We start from the raw sequence: 17,755 nt of genomic DNA, 5'->3' as shown, positions 1-17,755 counted from the left end.
CTGGCCACGATTCCGCTCATTCGGATCTAGACCACTCTGCTTCAATCAATCATCATGAAGTGGCAGAATATTTCTCGGGCCTGTGAGTGATGTTCACTGGCGGCTTCAGGGGTCATGAGCAATGGTCATCAACATGGATGTGAGCGATACCTCTCCCACCAGGTCGAACTTCTGGTATCAGGTGCTCCTGATCCTCGCCTTGTTGTCGATCATCTTCGATCCCACCCGCGTTCTCGCACAGACGACGAATCGTGCGGCTGCTGCAGGAACGTTGAAAGTTCTCCAGAGTCAACAGGCCAAGCTGGAAGAAGAGTTTGCCGCCAAACTTGAGACTCTCGCCAAAGAGTGCGAAACCCGCGTGCTTCCCAATGCAGCTGTTACCGTTCGAGCGGCGATCACACCGGCAGATCGGGCAGCCTTTCTCGCCAGGCCTTTACCTCGCGAAACCCGCGCAGAAATTCCGCTTGCGCTCCCTGCAGATGATCGCTTCTGGCAAACTCAACTTCGCTTTGAACAGGAGAACCACGCCAAGAATTTATATCTCCATTCACGCAAGGCCTTACATGCGGGCTTTGGCAGTTATGCGCTGGATCTTGTACGAGAAGTGGCTCAGCACGATCCCGATAACAGGCCCGCTCGTAAATTGCTGGGTTATGTGCAGCAGGGCCAGGAATGGATGACGCCATTCGAAGCCGACATGACTCGCAAAATGTATGTGCGGCATCCGCAGTTTGGTTGGATTCTCAAGAAGCATGTGCCCCGTTACGAAAATGGGGAGCGGTTCGTGCAATCCCGCTGGGTTTCGGCAGAAAAGGAAGCCGAGATTCGCCGTGATTTCCGTCAGGCATGGGAAATTCGTACTGAGCACTTTCTGATCAAAACCAATCACAGTCTCGAAAAAGGAGTTGAACTTGGGGATGCTCTGGAAGCCTTTTACGACTTCTTCCACCTGCAGTTCGCTGGCTTTTTCAATACCCCCGAGCAGTTGGCTCAATTGTTTGATGGGAAGACTCAGGCACGAACGGTCTCAAAGCCCCATGTGGTGCATTACTACCGTACCAGGCTCGAATACAACGAACGCCTGAAGCAGTTTGTTCCACAGATTGATATTACGAATGGCCTGTATCGACCGACTGAACGAATCGCCCACTTTTTTCACGATCCTGAAGTGAGTGCCAAAACAACGCTCTTTCATGAAGCCACTCATCAGTTGCTCTACGAGATCGGCCGTGATCGCGAAATTGCCCGGTATGAAAACTTCTGGATTGTCGAAGGGATTGCCTGCTATTTCGAATCGTTCTCTGAGAAAGATCTGGGTGCCAGCCTGGGCGATCCTCGTTTTGATCGCTTTCTGGCAGCCCGCTATCGATTCCTGAATGATGGCTACTATCTGCCACTTCGTGAGATGGCACCGCTTGGGATGCAGGCATTTCAATCGAGCGAAAAACTGGCCTGGAACTATCAGCAGGCTGCGAATCTGACCAAGTTTCTTATGGAAGCGGAAGGTGGCCGCTATCGAGATGCGGTCATTGCCCATCTGTCCCAGATCTACTCGATGAGTGATCTGAAGCGTGACAGCGTCGATTCGATCGAAGAGCTCGTGGGCGTTCCATTCGAACAGCTCGATGCAGGGTACCGGGAGTTTGTGATTCAGCAGGAAGAACTGGCTCGCAGCCTGCCACCTGCCAATCCCGCAGTCATCACACCTTAATACGTCGGGTAGCCCGGCCAACTTGTGGCCGGGTGCCGAAGGCACAAGACGCTGCGCCATCCGCGTGATGGGCTTAGAAAACGGTTCATCGTCGAGCAGCCCACTCGCTGTGACCCTGAGACGAGACGTGGCTACGAGGTCTGGTTCATCACGTCTGTTCCAGTGTCACGCGCATGATGTGGCGTCTTGTCGCTGCGCAACCCAACCGCGAGGCGGTCGGGCCACTCGGTCACCTTCGGCCGGCTCATGTAACCTGTGGGTGGCCCGGCCAACTTATGGCCGGGTGCCGCAGGCACAAGACGCTGCGCCATCCGCGTGATGGGCTTAGAAAACGGTTCATCGTCGAGCAGCCCACTCGCTGTGACCCTGAGACGAGACGTGGCTACGAGGTCTGGTTCATCACGTCTGTTCCAGGGTTACGCGCAGGATGTGGTATCTTGTCGCTGCGCGACCCAACCACGAGTTGATCGGGCCACCCGGCATTTGGCCAATTATTCAGCACTCATCGTGGCAGGTTTGGTTTCTGCTTTCCCTGCATAGAACGTCACCTGGGCACTCATTTCGGGCTTCAGATACATCCCTTCTTCATCGGCTGGGACACTGATGGCCACTCGCACTGGGATGGCCCCTTTGGCTCTGTCCGCAATGGGCATAAGTCGTGAAACCACACCATCGTAAGCGCGATCTGGAAAGGCTTCCGAACGGACTTTGCATTTCTGGCCCGGGAAAACCTTTGAGATATCCCGCTCCTGAATGGTCAGATCGACTTCCAGTTTGGAAAGATCGGCCAGGTCACACAAACTGAAAGAACCATTAAATGCCACCGGGTTCACAATGTTCCCCTCTTCGGCATTTTTCTTGAGAATCGTTCCCGAGATAGGAGCCACGATCGTGCAGTTATCCAGGCGCCACTTGGCTCGTTCCAGTTCGGCCATCGCTTTATGCAGGTTCGCTTCACCCTCGAGCTTCCGCTCTTTGCGAAAACCATCTTCGGCCAGTTTGACCATCGCTTCCAGCTTGAGCACACGCTGAGCCTGGGCCATGAGCTGAGATTCCGAATCCTCAAACTCCTGTTTGTTGAGAATCTTCTGTCCGTAAAGCTCGGCATTACGTCGAAAGGTTTGTTCCAGTTGTTTCAGCGTCGCTTTGGCTTCCCCCAGTTCGGCCTGGGCTTGAGCGATTTCTTCGGGACGGTTTCCTTCCCGCAATTCCGCGAGCCTGGCTTCTGCAGCAGCCACGTTGGCTCTGGCTCCTTCATAATCAGCTCGGTACTCCGTGGGTTCCAGCTTCGCGAGGACGAATCCTTTCTCCACGCGAGTTCCTTCCTTGACGTTCAATTCAATAATCCGGCCACTCACCTGCGGGCTGACCAGAATCTGCTGCTCGGGGATGATATACCCCTGTGACAGGAGCACCATCGCTTCCGGATCAACCGTGGCAGAGTCGACGGGACGGGTATCATTTTTTGCAGGAGCTGTCGGATCTTTTTTGGATCCCGCAGTTGTCGTCTTCCCATCACCAGCGATGGTCGTCGAGGCAGGGGGATTGCCGCTGTTACCGCCTCGAGGGCCACCGACCTGATAGACAAAGGCGAACAGGAAGATAAACACGAAGCCCGAAATCGAAAGTGTGGCTATCAGCCAGGCAATCGAGGTGGAAGCGTTGATCCCCGCATTGGCAGGGGGTGGGGGTAGTCGCAATCCCTGCACGCGTTCAACCATCGCAGCGGATAACGCATCACGGGCAGTACCTGCAGAGTCCATACCAGCGATAACCTTCCAGGGTCACAAAATGTTGTCGCGACTTTGTTTCAATAGATCTTCAGAAACTTTCGGCGGGAACTCATGGCTTTCACAGTCCCCGAATTCGATAACAAAAAACTTTCAGCGATCTTCAGTTATAGACATCACTGCAGCCGTTGGGGAGTCCTCATTCCGTCAAATTTCAGTAATCGATTGTCGAATCATTCGTCATTTCCAAATTGGCGAAGAGGGTTTGGTGTCCTGAGAAAAATCCATCACCCCAAAGGAAGAAGCGTTTCCAAGCAGCGTTCGAGTCCAGTGCCGGGAGCTTACGACGGTTCGCAGTTACCGGAATCAAACACTGAACGTGTGCCATTGTCATTCCGGCAGGTTACACGAATTGTCAGTTTTCATCAGGATTTGATGTGATGAATAGCTGGCGATGCGACCCGTTGAGGCTCAAACGTGGCAGACGTTCGACTGCAGACGCTGATTCGCCAATCGCTTTTCGTACGGATGGGATGGGAGATGTGTGAAATCTTTGCCCCTTGGCGGCGAATTTTCTGGGCAGTCGCGCTAAACTTCACTTGTTCCGGGGATCAATCGGCCTCCGCATCTTGCACTCTTTTGGCCGATGGATTCTCGAGACCATTTCGATACTCGAAACACTGATCGTGGCCACGCCAGCCATGCCGTTTCAGTTAACGCCAGCTAACCCTCTGAGCTTTCCATGACCAGATCTGAAATCACGATTCGTGGTGCCCGAGAACATAATCTGCGTGACGTCAGCCTGGTCTTGCCCAAAAACAAACTGATTGTGATGACGGGCGTCAGTGGCTCCGGAAAAAGCTCACTGGCCTTCGATACGCTTTACGCCGAAGGACAAAGGCGTTACATCGAGTCGCTTTCCACATATGCCCGTCAGTTTCTGGGTTCCATGCCCAAGCCTGACGTCGATTCGATCACCGGGCTGGCTCCTTCGATCTCGATTCAACAGAAAACGGCTGGTCGAAATCCGCGCAGTACCGTAGGTACGATCACCGAGATTTACGACTACCTCCGAGTGCTGTTTGCCCGAGTTGGCCAAGCCGAATGCCACCAATGCCATCGCCCGATCACTTCGCAGGCTCCTGAGAACATCGTCGAGCAGATTCTCATTTTACCTGCCGGAACAAAGTTTCAGATCCTGGCACCACTCATTCAGCGACAGAAGGGAGAGTTTAAGGATCTCTTTGTCGATCTTCTCAAGCAGGGCTACCTTCGCGCCAGGGTTGATGGCAAATTCATTTCGCTGAGCGAAAGTCTGCAGCTTGATAAGCAGATGAAGCACACGATTGACGTGGTGATCGACCGCCTTGTGGCTGGAAAATCGACTCGCCAGCGTGTGGCCGAAGCTGTGGAAAATGCACTCAAGCTGGCGAATGGGCAACTCATTGTCTTGCAGGATTCTCCTGAAGAACTCCTCTCTGCCGCCATTCAGAGCGAAGACGATTCACCTTCTCCGGAGAACCCGAGCGAACAGTTTTTTGCCACAGCTTATGCCTGCACCCATTGCGGTATCAGTTACGATACTCCCTCGCCGCAACTTTTCAGCTTCAACAGCCCTCAAGGGATGTGTGCTGACTGCAACGGTCTTGGCATGCGGCACGATTTTTTGCTTGATCGGCTCATTCCCGATGCATCCCTTTCTATCCAGAAGGGAGCACTCGCACTTTCTGGCAAACTTTCCAAGCTGGGTCGCTGGCGGAGGCATCTCATTGATGGTGTGGCTGCGGCGATTGAAAAAACACTGAGCCTCAAGCCCGGTGAGTTCCTGAAAACCCCGTGGAATGAACTTCCCCAGGCAGCACGCGATCTCTTCCTGGATGGATTGGGCAATCAGCATGTGACCTACAGCTTCAAGCACTCGGGCGGAGTGTGGAAGCATGGGGGGAAGTACACAGGCTATGTCCGCGAATTACTCGAAGAGTACCGCAAAGCCAAAAACCCGATGCGCCGCAGGCAACTTGAAAAGTATATGGAAGTCGTGGGGTGCAGCACTTGCCACGGTTCGCGACTCAACGCCCAGGCCTGTAACTATTTTATCTCCAGTCAGGCTATGGAGATTTCTACGCCGGCGACAGTACGGAGCGGCTCCTCATCGGCGGCTTCCCAACCAAAAAAACAGCGTCTGTCACTCCCTGGGGTTTGCCATCTCAGTGTGGGGGAAGCGTTTGAGTTTTTTGAACAACTCGATCTGGATCCGACTTCGCAATACATCGCTGAAGAAGTTCTTAAAGAGATTCGTGGTCGTCTGGGTTTTCTTTTGCGATGCGGTCTCGATTACCTCGCGCTGGATCGTACGGCACCGACGCTCAGTGGTGGCGAAAGTCAGCGGATTCGTCTGGCTGGACAGATTGGCTGTGGCCTCGTGGGTGTGGTTTATATCCTCGATGAACCATCGATTGGCCTGCACCCTCGCGATAACGAAATGCTGCTGGGGAGCCTGCAGGATCTTCGCGATCAGGGTAATACCGTGATCGTGGTGGAACATGACGATGAAACGATGAAGGCCGCCGATCACATTATCGACTTTGGCCCCGGCCCCGGTGTTCGTGGTGGAAAAGTCGTGCATGAAGGGAGCCTTGAAGCACTTCTGGCAAATGAAGAGAGTGAAACGGGAGCTTATCTCTCAGGCCGAAAGCAGATCGAAATCCGCGAAACACGTCGCGCAGGAACAGGAAAATCGATCTCGATTAAAGGTTGCACGCATCACAACCTGCAAAATGTCGATGTCGAGTTTCCACTGGGGAAGTTCATCTGTGTGACCGGTGTTTCCGGTTCGGGCAAGAGTTCGCTGATTAACGATATTCTATGGCCTTTGCTCAATCGCGAAGTCAATCTGGGTGAAGGTGCGCCGGGTGCTCATCAAAGTTTTGACAATCTCGCGCTGGTCGATAAGGCCATCGATATTGATCAGTCACCGATTGGTCGTACACCTCGGTCGAACCCTGCCACCTATGTCAAACTCTTCGACCTGATTCGTGATCTTTACACACAACTTCCCGATTCTAAAACCCGCGGGTTCAAACCGGGACGTTTCAGCTTTAACGTGCCTGGTGGTCGTTGCGAAGCGTGCGAGGGGCATGGCTCCAATAAGCTTGAAATGGATTTTCTCGCTGATATCTGGGTCACCTGCCCTGTCTGCCAGGGCCGCCGATTTAACAAAGAAACTCTGGAAGTGCGTTTCAAAGGCAAGCACATTGCTGAAGTCCTCGATATGGATGTTCAAACGGCACTTGAACACTTCGAAAACCTCCCCAAGATCAAAAATCTCCTGCAGACTTTGCACGATGTCGGTCTCGACTACATCAAGCTGGGGCAGCCCTCTCCCACGCTCTCTGGAGGCGAAGCCCAGCGGATCAAGCTCGCGAAAGAACTCGGCAAACGCAGTACTGGCAAAACGGTCTATATTCTCGACGAGCCGACAACGGGTCTGCACTTTGTGGATATCGCCCACCTGCTGAGGGTGTTGCATGGCTTTGTGGATGCCGGAAACACCGTCATCGTTGTCGAGCATAATCTTGATGTGATCAAGACTGCCGACTGGGTGATTGACCTGGGGCCCGAAGGTGGCAAAGGTGGTGGCCGAATTATCGCACAGGGGACACCAGAAATGGTGGCCCAATGTGAGGCCTCGTACACAGGTCGGTTTCTGGCGAAAGTGCTTGAGACGAGCGGTCGATCCATTGCTCAGCCCACTTCACCGGAGTCGGCAGCTTCTTTGGGGCTCGCAGCCTCCTCCACTGGTAAAGGGCCGGGAACGAAGAAGAAACGCAAAGGCACCGCCGAGCAGAAGGTCGAGATGCCGCAGAAAAGTGTGGCTCGTACGCTTCCTCCGGAGACAAAAGTTGCTGCGCCTTCCCGCTGGCAAGCCGCTTTGCCACTCAAGCAGCAGGCCTCTGAAGCACAAACCAACATTGTCATTCGCGGGGCGGCCCAGCACAACCTGCAGAAAATCAGTCTCGATATCCCTCGCGATCAGATGAGTGTCTTCTGTGGCCCCAGTGGTTCCGGCAAAACCTCACTCGCCATGGATACGCTCTATGCCGAAGGCCAGCGGCGGTATGTCGAGTCGCTCTCGTCGTATGCGCGGCAGTTTCTTGGTCAGATGCCCAAGCCCAAAGTCGAGCATATTCACGGTCTTCAGCCCTCGATTGCGATTGAGCAGAAGACGGTCGGCCACACTCCTCGCTCGACGGTCGGCACCACGACGGAAATTTACGATTATCTCCGTGTCCTCTATGCCCGCCTGGGCACGCAGCATTGCCCTGATTGTCGCATCGCGGTTGAATCGCAAACCACCGACGACGTGATCGATCTCCTCATGGCCAAGCCGGAAGGGACTAAGCTGCTGGTTCTGGCACCGCAGGAAGTTCCCGTTGGCCAGCAGTATGCGAAAGTATGGGAGCGGCTGAAAGAGCAGGGCTTCAGCCGGGTGCGAGTGGACGGCACCACCTATCGACTGGAGGAAGTTCCCGAAATCGACCGCCGTCGGAAGCACGTGGTCGAAATTGTCATTGATCGCGTCACGATAGCCTCCGGAAGCCGCCGTCGTCTGGCCGATTCTGTCGAAGCAGCCTTCGATCAGGGCAAAGGCGTGATTCGTGTCGCCTTCGTCGATGACGACAAGCCGGAGAACTCGTGGAAAGTTCAGCCCTTCAGTCTGTTTCGTGCCTGCTCGCAATGCGGCAGAAGTTTTGAGACATTGGCACCACACAACTTCTCGTTCAACAGTCCCTTGGGATGGTGCGAAAGCTGTGAAGGTCTGGGCACTCAGCAGGGCACGAACCTTGCGGCTCTCATTGGTGATCCCACACGAACATTACGCGAAGGGGCCATTTCGGCCTGGCCGGATCCTCGGCAATCTCCCGCGATGTTCGAACTGTTAGACGCCTTGAGCCGGGGAGTCGGTCTTTCGCTCGATACGCCATTCAATCAGCTCGAACCGGCTGAGCAGCGACTGGTTCTCTTCGGGGCTGGCGAGCAGTGGTTTACGGTTTACCACGCCGATCAGCGCGCAGCGTCCCCAAAGCCGAGTACCAAAGCCGCAGCGAAATCCAGGAAGTCATCCACGATCGATCAGTCGGTCAAGTATCGCTTCCAGTTTAAAGGGCTCTACCCGGCTCTCGAAGAAGCATCACGCGTTTCGTACTCATTCCGCCAGTCTTTGTTTGATCTGATTGGTGAAGTTCCCTGCTCTTCATGCGGTGGGAGTCGCTTACGAGAAGATGCTTCTGCCGTGCGCCTGCAAGGAAAGACGTTACAGCAATTGTGCGAATTGCCGCTCAATAAAGCTCAAGAGTTTCTGCATGGTCTTACGCTCAACAAAACCCAACAGAAGATCGCGGGAGACCTGCTGGAAGAAGGGGCTGGGCGCCTCGATTTTCTGGTTGATGTCGGTCTGCATTACCTCACCTTGAGCCGTACACTTCCGACACTTTCTGGTGGAGAAAGCCAGAGGATTCGTCTGGCGGGTCAGTTGGGCCGGGCTTTGACGGGTGTGCTGTACGTTCTCGATGAACCGACGATCGGACTGCATCCCAGCGATAATGGGCGTCTGCTGCAGGCGCTCAAGAAGTTGCGCGATCTTGGCAATACTGTGGTGCTCGTTGAGCATGATCGCGAAGTTCTCGCTGCCGCCGATCGATTGTACGATTTCGGCCCCGGTTCTGGCCGGTTAGGTGGCCTTGTCACAGCGGAAGGAACACCACGCGAGATTGAAAACAGCGACGAATCGCTGACAGGCAAATTCCTCTCTCTCAAGGAAGATATTCTCGTTCCGACAGAACGCCGCGTCCCTGCAAGGTTTGGCAACAGCCAGGCACCGGTGGATCAGCCAAAGTCAGGCACTGCGACCAAGGGGAAGGCCAAAGCCAAGGTGGCAGCCACTTCCCAACCGACCGCAACGAAGCCTCTTTTCTGGCTGGAGTTGATCGGGGCGCGGCAGAACAATCTTCGCAATGTTGATTTGCGGATTCCTCTGGGGGCGTTGACAGCCATCACGGGTGTTTCCGGAAGTGGCAAAAGCTCATTGATCTCCGACACTCTTGGCAAAGCGATTGCCCGCAAATTGCATCGTTCGAGCGAACAGCCCGGGCCCTATGATGAACTTCTCGGGCTGGATTACCTCAGCAAGCTGATTGTTGTCGATCAGCAGCCACTCGGAAACACCCCCGCATCCAACCCCGCGACTTATACCGGAGTTTTTGAGCACATCCGCGAGTTGTTTGCTCATCTTCCCGAGTCGAAGGTGCGTGGATATCGACCCGCCCGCTTCAGCTTTAATCGGGCAGGCGGTCGTTGCGAGACTTGCGAAGGGAACGGCCAGAAACTGATCGAGATGCATTTCCTCCCCGATCTGTGGGTCGAGTGCGATACCTGCCACGGACGCCGCTATAATCCTGAAACTCTGGCGGTCAAGTTCCAGGGGAAGAATATTGCCGATGTGCTTGAGATGCCCATATCTGAAGCCGTCAAGCTGTTTGAGAGCTTCCCCAAGATTCGCGGGCCGCTGGCAGTTCTCGACGCGATTGGTCTGGGTTACCTCACATTGGGCCAGCCCGCACCGACGCTTTCCGGAGGGGAGGCTCAGCGCGTGAAGCTGGCGGCTGAACTTGCCCGTCCCAGCACTGGCAGCACCCTTTACCTGCTGGATGAACCGACAACCGGCCTCCATTTTGATGATATCCGCAAGCTGCTCAAGATCCTGCAAAGCCTCGTCGATGCGGGGAATACTGTCGTCGTCATTGAACATAACCTTGATGTGATCAAAACCTGTGACTGGATTGTCGATCTTGGCCCGGCAGCCGGTAGTGAAGGGGGGTACATCGTCGCCACCGGTACGCCTGAAGATCTCGTCCGCATCGCTCAAGGAGAAGTTCCTGAGGATGACGCAGCGACAAAAAATCCTCGGCAGCATGTCTCGTTGACCGCTCAATGCCTGGCCCCAGTGCTGGAAGCAAGCCGGAAGGGGGCCCGTGAAGTCTTTGATGCGAAGGCCGCCCTCGCGCGCCGCCGGGATGATCTTGATCTCAAGTCGCTGGGCAAAAGTGCCAAAATGCCCTGGGAGGTCGATGGCCGCAAGTGGCATCTGGTCGATCACCTGGCCAATTCGGGTCGTCCTGCGAAATGGCCAGTCTCGCTCCTGGAAACGATCTTTGAACCGTTAGAGGAGGATTCAGGCGTCACAGTGATCTGGAATGATCGCAGTGTGATTGAAGCCAAATCCAAAGGGAATCCGAGCTGGTTTATTCATGCACTGACCGGTGATGAGTGGTTGCTGCAGGCGAAGTTCCGCGTGGCGAAGGGAACCTTCGACCAGACGGAACTGGCCGAATCCCTCGATCTTCTCGATATTGATGATCTTGATGAACTACCGATTTACAACCGGGCGGAGCGTGTTCGCGTGAAGGCCATGGCGGGCGGCTTGCAGGAGGTGACGATCTCTCTGGCGAAGGCTGATGATGTCACCACTCCCGCCTTTCAGACCTTCTTCAAAGAGGCACTGGCCAGCTATCTTTCGCTGGGCGAAAAAGCTGAGGCGTCGAATCCTGAAGACCTGATGCCCTGGAAGAAACTGGGTCGCAAATGGCACCTCATGCGGAAAGGTTTTCTGAAGGGGAAAGTCCTCTGGGAACCGGCTGTCGCTGAGGCTCTCTTTGAACTCATGGAGACCACCTTCCCGGCGGCAGAAGTTGACTGGACGCAGAAGATGCTGGTGAAGTACCGCCTGGTTCCTGCCAGGGCAGAAGCCAAAGCCGGCGTGAAGCCCCGCGTCCTGGCCAACATCATCACCAAACGCACTGGCAGCCTCGATATCGAACTCTTCACTCCCGCAGGAACGGCCAGCAGTCAGCCCTTCACTCTGGGCGAAATCCGCGATATCGGCGAAGAGCCCGCCATTGAAACGAATTCCGAAGGCGAACAGGTCATCAAACTCAGCTTCGTATCAGCCGATCAGGTGAAGAAACCCACGCTGCTGAAGCTCCTGAAGAAGCTGGGTGGAATTTAATCGCTGGGTGGCCCGGCCAACTGGTGGCCGGGTGCCGCAGGCACAAGATGCTGCGCCATGCGTGTGAATTTCTCAGAAAACGGTTTATCGTCCAGCGGCGTGCTCGACGCGATGGTTGGGAGAGGCAAAGGCACGATTCCTCGTTGATCAACACTGTTTACCATGTCACGCACAAGATGTGGCATCTTGTCGCTGCGCGACCCAACCGCGAGGCGGTCGGGCCACCCGGTGAATCGGGTGTGCCGATATGAAAATTGGGTGGCCTGGCCAACTTGTGGCCGGGTGCCGCAGGCACAAGATGCTGCGCCATCCGTGTGAATTGCTTCAAACATGGTTCACTGTTGAGCACCCGCTCGCTGTGACCCTGGGACGAGACAAGGCCCCGAGGTCTGGTTCATCAACGTCTATTCCAGAGGCACACGCAGGATGTGGTGTCTTGTCGCTGCGTGACCCAACCGCGAGGCGGTCGGGCCACCCGGTGAATCGGGTGTGACGATATGAAGATTGGGTGGCCCGGCCAACTGGTGGCCGGGTGCCGCAGGCACAAGATGCTGCGCCATCCGTGTGGCATGCTTCAAACATGTTTCACTGTTGAGCAACCCGCTCGCTGTGACCCTGGGACGAGACAAGGCCCCGAGGTCTGGTTCATCAACGTCTATTCCAGTGGCATGCGCAGGATGTGGCGTCTTGTCGCTGCGCGACCCAACCGCGAGGCGGTCGGGCCACCCGGGTGGTATAGTCATATTGGACAATCGCTGATTCACACGGGGAACCATGCCCATGCCCATCACCACCGATTTTCTGATGACTATTGCCACGATCGTGGGCCGAAAGCATCTGCGGACGGTGGAGAGTGAGTTATTGGTGTATGAATGTGATGGCTACACCATCGAGAAGAATGTCCCCGAGGTGGTCGTCTTCCCGGCTTCTACCGACGAGCTTTCCCGCGTGATGAAGGCGTGTGCTCAGTCCCAGATTCCCGTCGTGCCGCGAGGGGCCGGGACGGGGTTGGCTGGTGGCTGTTTACCGATTGGTGGCGGTGCGATGATTGCCACCACACGCATGACGGCCATTGAAGAGATTCATCTGCGAGATCGCTATGCCGTTGTTCAAGCGGGCGTGGTGAATATCCATTTGAACCGGGAACTGGCGGGGTCGGGCTATCATTATGCTCCGGATCCTTCCTCGCAAAGTGCCTGCACAATTGGCGGCAACGTGGCGACCAACAGTGGTGGGCCGCATACCCTCAAATATGGTGTGACGGTGAATCATGTCCTGGGGGTCGAGATGGTCCTGCCGGATGGCTCCATCGAGGTTTTTGGCGGCCCACGGGGAACCAGCGATCCACTCGACCTGACAGGGCTGATGGTGGGGAGTGAAGGGACTTTAGGCATTTGTACGCGGGCCTGGGTACGGCTCACACGCGATCCCGCAGCGTGGCGAACATTGCTGGCCATCTTTCCCACAGTCGCTGATGCCACCAATGCCATCAGTTCGATCATTGGGGCGGGATTGATTCCGGCGGCACTGGAGTTGATGGATCAGGGGATCATTCATGCGGTCGAAGCGGCATTTCAATACGGGTTCCCGCTTGATGCAGGGGCGGTGCTGATTATTGAACTCGATGGGCTGGAGATTGCTGTCGAGGAAGAATCAGTCAAGATTGCCCAATTACTCGAACAGCACCATGTGCGGGAAACACGGGTGGCACAATCGGCAGCCGAGCGAGCCGCTTTGTGGAAGTGCCGCAAGCAATCGTTCGGGGCCATCGGCCGGCTCAGCCCGAGTTACTGCACACAGGATGGAGTCGTGCCGCGCACCCGGCTGCCAGAGATTCTTTCATTCATCCAGCGCACCAGTGAGAAATACGACATTCGCATTGTGAATGTCTGCCACGCGGGTGATGGCAACATCCATCCCGTCCTGCTGTTCGATGAACGCCACGAAGGGGAACTGAGTCGAGTACTGCAGGCGAGCGACGAAATCCTCAACGAATGTATTCGGCTGGGCGGGAGCATTACCGGCGAGCATGGCATCGGCGTCGAAAAGCGAGCGTTTCTGCCGAAGCTGTTTTCGCCGGTTGATGTCGAAGTGATGTCGCGTGTGAGAAGCACTTTCAACCCGGAAAACCTGTTGAGCCCTGGGAAGATGTTTCCCGCAGGTTCAGGTTGTGGCAGCGAACACATCGAACGCGTGCATCCCGGCAAACAGGCCAGTGCCTGAACTGCTTCTTGCCTGAAAAACTTCCACCAGAAGAGTTTCTGAGTGGGAGTGAGTTGTGCGATCACGAATCAGGCCGCTTTTGCGTTTTCGCCACCAGAGGGCTGATGAATGGGCGGACGCTCAAAGATTGCCACCTGGCGAATCCCATGAGCCAGCCAGTCGCGCCAGAGCATCTGGTAGGAAGTCCAGATCTCGGGAAGACGCTTGAACTTCAGTTTGATCGCCGCTTCGAACAGACGAATGGCTGGTTCAATGGTGAGCGTATGGAGCACAACGAGTCGTGCCTGTTGCCTGGGAAAATGCTTAGCGGCATATTGCAATCGAGCTCGCAGATTGTAGAAACCTGCTTTGCCGCGAATCTGTTTGGACGAGCCACCACCCAGATGCCTGGCGCGTGCTCCGGCGAAGTAGACCGTGCGATATCCAGCCTGCCTGGCGCGTTCGCAGAAGTCGACCTCTTCAAAGTAAACGAAGTATCGCTCATCCAGCCCGCCCAGTTGATGCCATACTTTGCGTCGGACGAGAAAGAAGGCCCCGATCACTTCCTCGACATCGCGCGTGGAAAGGTGATCCCATTCTTTCATGAACAGAGGCGGGAACCAGCGGGGAAAATAGCTATCCAGCCGCCACGATTTCGCGATCAAAGAGAGGGGCGTCGGTAACCTGGAGCAAGTTCGTGAAACGCGACCACGCTCGTCTTCGAGCTGGATGCCGCAGATGCCAATGTTTGCCTGTGCGGGCTCAGATAGAAACTCGATAACCTTCGAGATCGATTGTGGGTAGAGGATGGAATCCGGGTTGAGCAGCAGTACGAACTCGCCGGAACTGAGTTCTGCCCCCTGATTGCAGGCCATGGCAAAACCAAGATTTGTTTCATTCCGCAGGAGCTTGAAGGGATAGGGTAATGCGGGGATGTTCTTCCACGAATTGTCGCTGGAGGCGTTATCCACCACGATGACTTCAAGTGCTTCTCGGCCCTCGCAGTTTTCCAGCGAATGCAGACAGGCCTGCAGCATCTCGCCGCCGTTCCAGTTGACGATCACGACAGAGACGAGTGGCGGCTGTACCTTGTGGCCGGCAGAGAGCGTTGATCCGAAAGCAGGTGTTTCGATCAATGTCGATGGAGCTGGTGGGAGTGGCGACCAGGGGATCATCGTGTTCATTTCCAGGCATGGAGACAGTGATCGAAGACCTCGCAAATTGATCCGCTAGGCGTTTGACTTCACAGCAATCAGTCGCAAGGCGTCGCCTCGATTGTCGGCTTCGCTTTGAGCAGCCAGCTTCGTAAAGTGAGGTTTGCCCGCCTTCAGCCAGGCGTTGTATTTCTCGTGCCCCTTTTTGACAGCCATCTGGGCCGACTTACGAATCCACGATCGCATGCCGATCTGTTCAATCCCGACGGACGAGAAGCGACCCTCAGGAAGAATTGCGGCCAAGGACCGTGGGCTGAAGTGATTGAGATGCCTTGGGGCTTCGAGTGCGAACCAGTCTTCCCGGAACTCGGCAAAACTCCAGCTCTCGATGTTGGGGACTTCCAGAACAAGTTTTCCACCGGGGGCCAACAGATCAGCGGCTGCTGAAAGTGTGGCCCGAGGATCAGGAACATGCTCAAGCACATGCCATAATGAGACGACATCGTAGCTGGAAGGCTTGAGTTCAGGATGAGGAATCGTCCCGGCGAGAACGCGAATCCCTGTTCGCTCCTGGACTTTGCGGGCCACATCGCTGGCGTAGTCGATCCCTTCGACATTCCAGCCCAGGCGTTTCATGCGGGTGAGAAAACCTCCCGAACCGCAACCCACATCGAGCAACCGGCCCGAGCCAGTCCAGGGGATCCATTCATGCCGGGTGAACTTGGTACGAAATCGTGATGAAGCCAGTCGGGAGGCCATGCGAGTCAACAGGCCGACGGGTTGTGGCGGGTAGCCGAAATCTGTTCGCAAGGCTGCCTGTTCAATGAAGCGGTCAAACGCTTTGAGGCCATCGCCCGAGTTGTGATCGTAAGGCGAATACTCGGCGGGATAAAAGTACCCCAAAGAGGCCAGTGTGGGCCGGGGATTGGTAATGACCATTGAGCATGATTCGCACTCGACGATGGGAAACTTCCCGCCAATTCCCGTGAGTGGGTCGGTTGCTTCAATGATTGTGCGGAATTGATGAGATCCACAGCATGGGCAATCGATCGATTCGCGGAAGATTTCCGGCTGGAGTGTACCTGGGGCAATCGCCAGGGCCGGTGCCGTGGCCTGAGCACCCCACGCATCGAGGGAGAGAGCTGCCGACATGCGAATCCTTTCGCCGGACATCGGCCACCCGCGGGGAGCAACCGTATCGGATCATTCCAAGATCGTGAATTGCGACGATAACAAACGTGCTATTTAATCTAAATCGGGGCTCACAATTGCCGCAAGATCAACTTTGACAACCACTTTCGCTGGGAAACCTGTTGAAAAAGAAAATACCCTCTGATTCAAAACCAGAGGGCATTTCGCTTTAGGAGTTGTGACAGATTCATCGCTGGGGCAGTCAACGAAAGGGATGAACCCGGCTCAATTCGATGAATGATGAGATTCGATCACCGAATTGAGGACGAAACTTCGCGTCCATCCCACAAGGCCCCAATAGCATCAGGCATCCTTGATGGTTTCGATCCGCCGCTGGATGTCGATATTCACGCTCTGGTAGCGAGCCACCAGTTTGCCCGGGCTGAAGATCTCGCGTGAGAGCTGTTCGATATCGTCGGCACCGACGGCACTGGTGAGGATGGTCGAAAGATACTGCATCCCGAGTCGTGATGGCTGGAACTTGTCGGCATCGTAAAGTGAGGGGTGCACATGCCGGGCATGAATGCGGCCCCATTGATCGCGCAGGCGTTGGGCAGGGATCGAATCGAGGCGGAAGCCATCTTTGGCAGACCACTGGAGCGTGGCAATGACGTTGTTCTTACCCTGGTGCAGCAGATCGACAGTTTTGCCACCGAGTTGTGTCGCATAGAAGCGATCAAACAGAATCGGACGACCACCTCGCTGAGTATGACCCACCTTACGGGTGAAGATCGCCGAATCCCCCGATTCATGCTTGCGGCGGCTATCGAAGAATTCATCACCAAATCGCTTAACCAGCATGCGCTTCAATTCTTCAGCCGCACCGCTGAAGACCACATTGCCTGCGGGGTCGAAGCTCTTATGAGCCGCACCCAGTTGATGGCCTGTCGAATCGACAATCCCTTCGCCAATCGAGATGACCACGTGCTTCTGCAGATCGTAAAGCTCGGCAATACGTCGTTCGAGACGATCCATATCGAGCGGCACTTCAGGAATCAGGATGATATCGGGCTGGCCGTAAGCAGAGCCGAGCGGGATATAGCCGGAATCGCGTCCCATGACTTCAACAATTGCAATCCGGCGGTGGCTTTCTGCCGTCGTGCGGATGCGTTCCATCCCCTGGGCGACCACAAAGCAGGCTGTGGCATAACCGGGAGTGGCAAAGTTGATGATTTCATCGAGTTGAATGGCTTCCCGCTGAGGTTTGGTCAGCAGTTCTTTGCGGTCGCCCGCTTCGTTCCATTCGTGAACTTCATCGAGATAGTTGAGTCCCAGATCGTTATCGATGGTTTTTGGAGCCAGAACGCAGGGGAGCATCTCGGAAAGTGGCTGCATGCCGTTGATTGTGCCGTCACCGCCGACACAGATCAGACCTTCAATGCCCAGTTTTTTGAGCCTGCTGCCAATCTGGCCCAGGAGTTCACTTTCGGCGGGATCGACATAGGTGCGGGAAGCACCCAGTAGAGTGCCCCCTTTACAGGGATCGAGTTCGGGAATGGTGGTGAAAAGCGGGTTGAGCCGCACATGAGGTGTTCGCGGATCGACAAGGCCCGCATAGCCTCGAATGATGCCATAAACCTCGATCTTGAGGGCATTGGCTCGCTCGACAGCCCCGTAGATGGTGGCATTGAGTGCGGGAGTATCACCGCCGGCAGTCAGAATTGCGATCCGCTTCATTCTCAAACCTTTGTCACAAAACAGG

General features: G+C 55.4%; 9 protein-coding genes. 3 read left to right on the top strand and 6 right to left on the bottom strand.

Translation table 11 applies throughout. The annotated features are described in order from the left end of the window. Positions 1-121 precede the first annotated feature (121 nt). Positions 122-1,711, top strand: coding sequence for a DUF1570 domain-containing protein (locus A6X21_RS21545; RefSeq protein ID WP_068852629.1), 1,590 nt, complete (start codon positions 122-124; stop codon positions 1,709-1,711). 491 nt (positions 1,712-2,202) lie between these two features. Here the strand turns inward: A6X21_RS21545 and A6X21_RS21540 are convergent, their stop codons facing one another. Further along, positions 2,203-3,474, bottom strand: coding sequence for an HlyD family secretion protein (locus tag A6X21_RS21540; protein ID WP_068852626.1), 1,272 nt, complete (start codon positions 3,472-3,474; stop codon positions 2,203-2,205). A 709-nt stretch (positions 3,475-4,183) separates the two neighbouring features. On the opposite strand from A6X21_RS21540, the gene uvrA reads away from it, so the two are divergent. After that, positions 4,184-11,506 carry an excinuclease ABC subunit UvrA gene (gene uvrA / locus A6X21_RS21525; protein ID WP_068852616.1) on the top strand — a complete coding sequence of 2,441 codons (7,323 nt, stop codon included), beginning with the start codon at positions 4,184-4,186 and terminating at the stop codon, positions 11,504-11,506. Here the strand turns inward: uvrA and A6X21_RS25360 are convergent. Continuing rightward, a complete protein-coding gene (locus A6X21_RS25360) occupies positions 11,503-11,634 on the bottom strand; it encodes a hypothetical protein (RefSeq protein ID WP_261340653.1) in 132 nt (43 codons plus the stop codon). The two genes, uvrA and A6X21_RS25360, sit on opposite strands and share 4 nt — an antisense overlap. 276 nt (positions 11,635-11,910) lie before the next feature. Further along, on the bottom strand, positions 11,911-12,066 hold the full coding sequence (locus A6X21_RS24890) for a hypothetical protein (RefSeq protein ID WP_165603900.1): 156 nt from the start codon (positions 12,064-12,066) through the stop codon (positions 11,911-11,913). A gap of 220 nt (positions 12,067-12,286) precedes the next feature. Between A6X21_RS24890 and A6X21_RS21515 the strand changes: the two genes are divergently transcribed. Further along, on the top strand, positions 12,287-13,729 hold the full coding sequence (locus A6X21_RS21515) for an FAD-binding oxidoreductase (protein WP_068852610.1): 1,443 nt from the start codon (positions 12,287-12,289) through the stop codon (positions 13,727-13,729). Positions 13,730-13,797: 68 nt separating this feature from the next. Here A6X21_RS21515 and A6X21_RS21510 read toward each other — a convergent pair whose 3' ends face one another. From A6X21_RS21510 to A6X21_RS21500, 3 genes are all read right to left on the bottom strand, one after another. Next, positions 13,798-14,883, bottom strand: a complete 1,086-nt coding sequence (locus tag A6X21_RS21510) for a glycosyltransferase family 2 protein (protein ID WP_165603899.1) — start codon at positions 14,881-14,883, stop codon at positions 13,798-13,800. Positions 14,884-14,937: 54 nt separating this feature from the next. Further along, on the bottom strand, positions 14,938-16,014 hold the full coding sequence (locus A6X21_RS21505; protein WP_068852607.1) for a class I SAM-dependent methyltransferase: 1,077 nt from the start codon (positions 16,012-16,014) through the stop codon (positions 14,938-14,940). 342 nt (positions 16,015-16,356) lie between these two features. Beyond that, positions 16,357-17,730, bottom strand: a complete 1,374-nt coding sequence (locus A6X21_RS21500) for a 6-phosphofructokinase (protein WP_068852604.1) — start codon at positions 17,728-17,730, stop codon at positions 16,357-16,359. Between the last annotated feature and the right edge of the window lie 25 nt (positions 17,731-17,755).

It is taken from the genome of Planctopirus hydrillae (assembly GCF_001707835.1).
Taxonomy (GTDB): Bacteria; Planctomycetota; Planctomycetia; order Planctomycetales; family Planctomycetaceae; genus Planctopirus; species Planctopirus hydrillae.
The sequence above is the reverse complement of the archived record's forward strand: the minus strand, read 5'-3'. Positions and strand labels throughout refer to the sequence as shown.